The sequence below is a fragment of the Sphingomonas sp. genome, from assembly GCF_036387595.1.
GTDB lineage: Bacteria > Pseudomonadota > Alphaproteobacteria > Sphingomonadales > Sphingomonadaceae > Sphingomonas.
The window spans coordinates 159,624-165,771 of record NZ_DASVTL010000122.1 but is presented as its reverse complement, the minus strand read 5'-3'; the positions used below and the strand labels follow the sequence as shown (position 1 = coordinate 165,771).

At 67.8% G+C, this 6,148-nt stretch carries 4 protein-coding genes; 1 reads left to right on the top strand and 3 read right to left on the bottom strand.

Annotated features, from left to right (window positions below; translation table 11 throughout):
- Positions 1–245: 245 nt before the first annotated feature.
- The 3 genes from VF643_RS16080 to VF643_RS16070 form a co-directional block, all read right to left on the bottom strand.
- On the bottom strand, positions 246–3,608 hold the full coding sequence (locus VF643_RS16080; RefSeq protein ID WP_331044394.1) for a PAS domain-containing protein: 3,363 nt from the start codon (positions 3,606–3,608) through the stop codon (positions 246–248).
- Between the two features lie 83 nt (positions 3,609–3,691).
- Positions 3,692–4,807: an acyl-CoA desaturase gene (locus VF643_RS16075; protein WP_331044393.1), complete on the bottom strand. Its 1,116-nt coding sequence runs from the start codon at positions 4,805–4,807 to the stop codon at positions 3,692–3,694.
- Positions 4,808–4,866: 59 nt separating this feature from the next.
- A complete protein-coding gene (locus VF643_RS16070; protein ID WP_331044392.1) occupies positions 4,867–5,511 on the bottom strand; it encodes a peptidylprolyl isomerase in 645 nt (214 codons plus the stop codon).
- Positions 5,512–5,574: 63 nt separating this feature from the next.
- On the opposite strand from VF643_RS16070, the gene VF643_RS16065 reads away from it, so the two are divergent.
- A complete protein-coding gene (locus VF643_RS16065; protein ID WP_331044391.1) occupies positions 5,575–6,144 on the top strand; it encodes a hypothetical protein in 570 nt (189 codons plus the stop codon).
- Positions 6,145–6,148: the final 4 nt, after the last annotated feature.

Here is a 6,148-nt window from a genome sequence, read left to right as displayed (position 1 = left end):
TGAGTAGCCATCGAGTAGCTGCGCAGCAGCGTGTCGAGAGGGCGTATCGAAGGACAGGTGGCTCGCGTACCAACGGTGCTTCGATACGAGTCCTCGATACGCCGCTTGCGCGGCTACTCGGTCTCTACTCAGCACGAACGGGTAAAGGTGACGTCATCACGCTCTACCGTCGAACTCGACCAAGTTTGCTCTCCCCTCCCCTTCAGGGGAGGGGCTATTGCGTATCAACCTGGTCGAGTTCGACTCTAAACCCCCGGCTGCCGCGCACCCCAGGCGGCGGCGGTGCGCAGCACGCGGGAGAGTTCCTCGATCGAATAGGGCTTGTGCAGCAGTTCGAAGCCATAGGTGCCGTTCTGCGCCAGCACATGGCTGTAGCCGCTGGTGAGGACGACGGGCAGATCGGGATACAGTCTGCGAATTTCCTGCCCGAGTTCGATGCCGCTCATCCCCGGCATGACGACGTCGGAGAAGACGACGTCGAACGCGTCTTCATCAGCCGCTGCAAGCGTCGCGAGTGCGGTCGCCGCGTCCGGAACGAACGTCGTCTCATATCCCAGTTCGTGCAGCGTCTGCGTGGCAAAGGCGCCGACGTCGGCATTGTCCTCGACCACCAGCACGCAGGCACCGCCGCCGTCGGTCGGCGGCGGCGGCGGCGGGGCGGTCGCTTCGCTGCGCTCATCGGACCCCGTCGGACCGGGTGCCGCGACCCGTGGCAGGTATAAGGTGAAGACCGCGCCGTTGCCCGGCACGCTGTCCACCTGCACCTCACCGCCCGATTGCTTGGCAAAGCCGAAGACCTGCGACAGGCCAAGCCCGGTGCCCTGGCCGACCGACTTCGTGGTGAAGAATGGCTCGAAAATCTGGTCGATCGTGTCGATCGCGATCCCCGAGCCAGTATCGGCGAGCGCGACGGATACGAAATCGCCCGCGATCTCGGGATGACTGCGGATCGCAGGCACACCATCCACCGCAGCGACGGTGATCGTCAACCGCCCCTCGCCGTTCATCGCGTCGCGCGCGTTGACCGCCATGTTGACGAGCGCGGTGTCGAACTGGCTGGGATCGGCATTGACGCAACACGCAACGCCCGGGTCGTCGATCTCCAGAGTCACCTGCGGCCCGATGAGCGTGCCCATCATGTCCGCAATGGCGCAGACCGCCTCGACCGCATCGAACACCTCGGGCTTTAGCGCCTGGCGCCGCGAGAAGGCCAGAAGCTGGCCGGTCAGCTTGGTCGCGCGCGCAGATGTGTCGGCGATCGCCTGGATGTAGCGGGTGCGCCGCTCCTCCGAGAGGCCGGGCCGCATCAGCAGTTCGACAGAACCGCGGATGACGGTCAACAGATTGTTGAAATCGTGCGCGATGCCGCCGGTCAGCTGGCCGACCGCCTCCATCTTCTGCGCCTGGCGCAACTGATCCTGCGCCCGCGCCAGTTCGGCTTCGCGGACGCGGTCCTCGGTCACGTCGCGCGCGGTGCAATAGACCTTGCCGTCGGCCGGCACCGCGACCCAGGACAGCCAGTGCCAGGCGCCGTCCCTGCCGCGATACCGATTCTCGAAACTCAGCACCGGCTGTCCGTGCACGACATCGTCCCAGCGGGCCGCCGTCGCGGCCATGTCGTCGGGGTGGACCAGATCGGAAAAGGATTGGCCCCGCAAATCCAGCTCGTCCCAGCCGAGCACCTTCACCCACGCCGGGTTCGTCACCTCAAATCGGCCATCGGCGTTCAACACCGACAGCAGATAGGGACTCGCCTGCCACGTCAGGCCCCGCTCGCGCGCCCGCGCGATCACCTGGCGCTCGAGGTCGGCGTTCAGATCGCGCAGCCGCGCTTCGCTCGCGCGGAGTTCGTCCTCGGCGCGCTTGCGGTCGGCAATGTCCTGCAGGATCGCATAATAACCCTCGACCGTGCCGTCGTCGGCGATGCGCGGAACGTAATCGGCGCGCACGTGCCGATGCCCGCCGTCGCGATAGGGGATGGACTGCTCGGTCGCGAAACGCTCGCCCGACAAGGCCCGCGCCATCTGCGGTTTCATCAGCGCATAGGCGTCGTCGCCGATCACCTCCCGCACGCTGCGTCCCTTCAACTCGCCCGGGGTTCGCCCGAACCAGTCGTGATAGCCCTTGTTGTTGAAGGCATAACACTCGTCGCGATCGACGAAGCTGACCAGCAGCGGCAGATTGTCCGCCAACCGCTGAAGTTCGCGCTCGTTGTCGCGCAGCTCGCGTTCGGCGATCCGCCGGGCGACCGCGGCGCGGGTGCGTTCGGCGATGTCGCGGACGAAGTCGATTTCCTCCTCCGTCCACGGTCGCGGCGTCGCCGAATGAACGAAGATCAGCGCCGCGGTCTTGCCAAATTCCACCACTGGTACGTCGAGGAACGCCCGCACGCCGATCGCGGCGAAGGAATCGCCGGCACCCGCGGTGCGCGGGTCGGTCAACACGTCCTCCACCATCACCGCACGGCCGGCCAGTATCTCCTCGATATACGTGCCATAATTGCGGAAATGGTGGACGCCGGCCACGGTCGCGCTACCCGGCACCTGCCAGTCGCGCTCGACCGTGATCGCCTTCCCCTCGGCGTCGATCACGCCATAGCCCGCGCGCTGGGCACCCAGCGCGCGGCCGAGCAGTTCGGCGGACGCGAACGACAGATCGGAAGGATCGTCGAGCACGCGGAACCGCTCCTCAAGCGCGACCACCGCATCGCGGCGCATCTCCGCGCGCTTGCGCTCGGTAATGTCGGTGCCCTCGACGAAGATGCCGGTGACGCGCCCCTCGGCATCGGTGATCGGCTGATAGACGAAATCGACGTAGCGCTCGTCGGTCGGCCCGCCCGGCACGACCTGCACCGCATAGCGGGCGCCGGCGGTGCTGAACGCCTTCCCGCTGCGCCAGACGCCGTCGAGCAGCAGGATATAGCCCTGTTCAACCACCTCGGGCAGCGCTTCGGCAACGGTCTTGCCGATGACGTCGCGATCGCCGACGAGCCGCATATAGGCGGCGTTGGCGAGCGCGAACCGGTGGTCGGGGCCTTCCAGCAGTGTCATGAAGCCGGGCGCCTGCTGGAACATCTCGGCCAGCCGCTGGCGCTCGCCGGTGGTCCGCCGCTCCGCCAGCACCTGATCGGTCGTCTCGGTACAGGCGCAGAACATCCCCGCCACCGCCCCGCTTTCATCGCGGACGGGGGAATAGGAAAAGGTGAACCAGGTCTGTTCCTCGAACCCCTTGCGCTGCATGGTCAGCGGCAGGTTCTCGTAATAACTGGCCTCGCCCGCCATCGCCGCGTCGATCAGCGGGCTGATGTCGTCCCAGATCTCGGGCCAGACCTCGGCGAAGCGCGCGCCCAGCGCGGCGGGGTGCTTGCCGCCGAGGATTTCCATATAGGCATCGTTGTAGAGGAAGCCGAGCGCCTCGCCCCACGCCAGGAACATCGGGAAGCGCGAATTCAGCAGCAGGCTGACGACCGCGCGCAGCGATTGCGGCCAGCCCTGCGGCGCGCCCAGCGGCGAGCGTGACCAATCGTGCCCGCGCATCGCCGCGCCCATGACGCCGCCGCCCGAGAGGAAGGCGGGAGCCGGGTCGCTGGAGGGCGGAGGGTCGATCAAACTGCCTGTGTCTATCTGCTTGCGATGCCGGGTCTATGCCGCCACCGGCACGAACGCCAGAGGCATTCGGGCGGCGCGGGCGATCACGCCTGCACCGCGCCGAGCCGCTGGCGCACGGCGGCGAACAGCATCTGTTGTGCCCGCTCGACGATCTCCTCCAGCGAAGGAGTACGCGCATACAGCGTACGCGCTTCGGCCATGAGCGCTGCGCGGCTCGGCAGATTCGGGTGGAAGACCGTGGCGGCCGCGTCGTGCAGGGCTTGGCATAGCGCCGCGAGTTCCCGCTCCGAACAGGCGGCGCGCAGGCTCTGCGCGATCCGTTCGGCGCTGAAGCGCGCGGCGAGCTGTTCGGCGGTACGGTGGACGACCTTGGCCCCCAACCGCTGCTCGCCGCGCACGACGCTGAGCGGTGGCTGCTTGAGGCCGCGGACGATACCCGCGAACGCCAGCGCGCGTAGCAGATAATAGGTCAGATCGACCTGCCACCAGCGAAAGCCCTGACGCGCGCTGCTCTGGAAGGCGTGATGGTTGTTGTGCCAGCCCTCCCCCATCGTCGCGATCGCCAGCAGCCAGTTGTTGCGCGAATCGTCACCCGTCACATAGGCGCGGGTGCCGCTGACATGCGCGAGCGAGTTGATGCAGAACGTCGCGTGCCACACCAGGATCGTGCTCCAGACGAAGCCGACGACCAACCCCTGCCACCCACCGAAAGCCAGGCACATCGCGGCAAGAGCGAACGCCGGCGCATTCTCGTGCGTATGCAGCCAGCGCAGTTCGGGATAGCGGGTGAGATCGGGAACGCTCGACAGGTCCGCGGTGTCGTGGCAGCGCGCGAAAATCCAGCCGACGTGGCTATAGAGAAAACCGGTGTGGCGCGGCGAGTGGACGTCCTCCGGCGTGTCGGCATGACGGTGGTGGTGACGGTGCTTGGACGCCCACCACAGCACGCTCTTCTGCGCATTGCTCTGCGCCAGGCACGCCAGAACGAACTGGAACGCGCGCGAGGTCGCAAAGGCGCGGTGCGAGAAATAGCGGTGATAGCCCGCGGTCACTGCGAACATCCGCAGCAGATAGAACGCACCACATAGCGCAAGCGAGGCCGCACTCACCCCGGTCCAGACCGCGGCGACCGCGGAAATATGCAGCAGGACGAAGGGGATGGCGGACGGATAGACGATATCGTGATGATCGGCGTGCATCGTTCCCGGTATCGTGGGCGAACGGTTTTGGAAATGGTAAGAACGGGTTGGCTGCGGTTTTACCGGCGCGGCGCCCGTGCGCGCGTCTCGATCAGCCACGGTTTGACCAGCCCGGTCGGCTTGCGCGTGCCATCCAGCCGCCGCGCGGTGATGAGGCGCACCGGTTTCAGGATCATCTGCCCCTTGAACGCGTCCATGCCGCCACCGGTCGGCAGTGCCAGGATGCGGCGGACCACTGCCATGCCCGACACGACATGGCCGAACGCGGCATAGCCGAGATACCCGGCGCGCGCGTCCATCTGCGGCGCCGGCCCTGCCAGCAGGACGAAATTGCCCCCCGCCGACCCCGGCTCGCTGCCCCGCGCCATCGAGATCGCGCCATCGGTGTGGCGGATGCCGGTCATCGCGGTGGTTTCCAGCGGAAACGGCGGCAGGATGCGGCGTGCATCGGTGCGGATGCCGGCCTGGATGAAGCCTTGTCTGGGCGCTCGCTTGCTGCGCGCGGCACGGTAGAAGGTCGTGCCGTCGAACCGCTCGTCGTCGACATAGGCCAGGAAGTTCTCGACCGTCCTGGGCGCCCGCCGCGCGTCGAGTGCGATGACGATCGGCCCGGCCGAGGTCTGGAGCCGCACCCGCACGATCGCCGGTTCTCGCGCGGCGGCGGGGCACGAGAGCAGCAGGGCGAGAAGCAGGAGCAAGCGCATCGCCGCGCGCTATAAGCGGCAGCGACGCTGCGCAAGCCGCCGCCGCTCTGCTATCGGGTACCGATGGCCAAAGCTCCCAAAGCCCGCCGGCTCAAGGTCTATCGCACCGCGATCGGTTTCCACGACGCCTATGTCGCAGCGCCCAGCCGCGCGGCAGCCTTGCGCGCGTGGGGAAGCGACAAGGATTTGTTCGCGCGCGGGGCGGCGGAGGAGGTCACCGACCCGGCGCTGACCGCCGAAGCACTGGCGGCGCCCGATACGGTCATCAAGCGCCTGCGCGGCACCGCGGCGGAACAGCTCGCTGCCCTCCCGCCGAAAGCACCCAAGCGCAAGGCCAAGGACGCGCCTCCACCAGATGTGACCGCACCGCCGCGCACCGCGCGCAAGCCCCCAACCCCGCCGCCGAAGCCCGAACCCAGCCGCGCCGCGCTGGACGAGGCGGAAGCCACGCTCGCCGCCGCACAGGCCCGGCAGAAGGAGGCACTTGGCGCACTCGCCGAGCGCGAAGCCGCACTCGCCCGCGAACGCCGCGACCTGGAACGCACCCAGGCCAGCGAGACCCGCCGCCTGACCCGCGATCGCGACGACGCGGCCGACGATTACCAAGCGGCGATGCGGCGCTGGCGACGATAGCCGC

Coding starts and splice junctions, on each gene's coding strand:
- VF643_RS16075 (WP_331044393.1), bottom strand. CDS start 4,807: ATGCACGCCGATCATCACGATATCGTCTATCCGTCCGCCATCCCCTTC.
- VF643_RS16070 (WP_331044392.1), bottom strand. CDS start 5,511: ATGCGCTTGCTCCTGCTTCTCGCCCTGCTGCTCTCGTGCCCCGCCGCC.
- VF643_RS16065 (WP_331044391.1), top strand. CDS start 5,575: ATGGCCAAAGCTCCCAAAGCCCGCCGGCTCAAGGTCTATCGCACCGCG.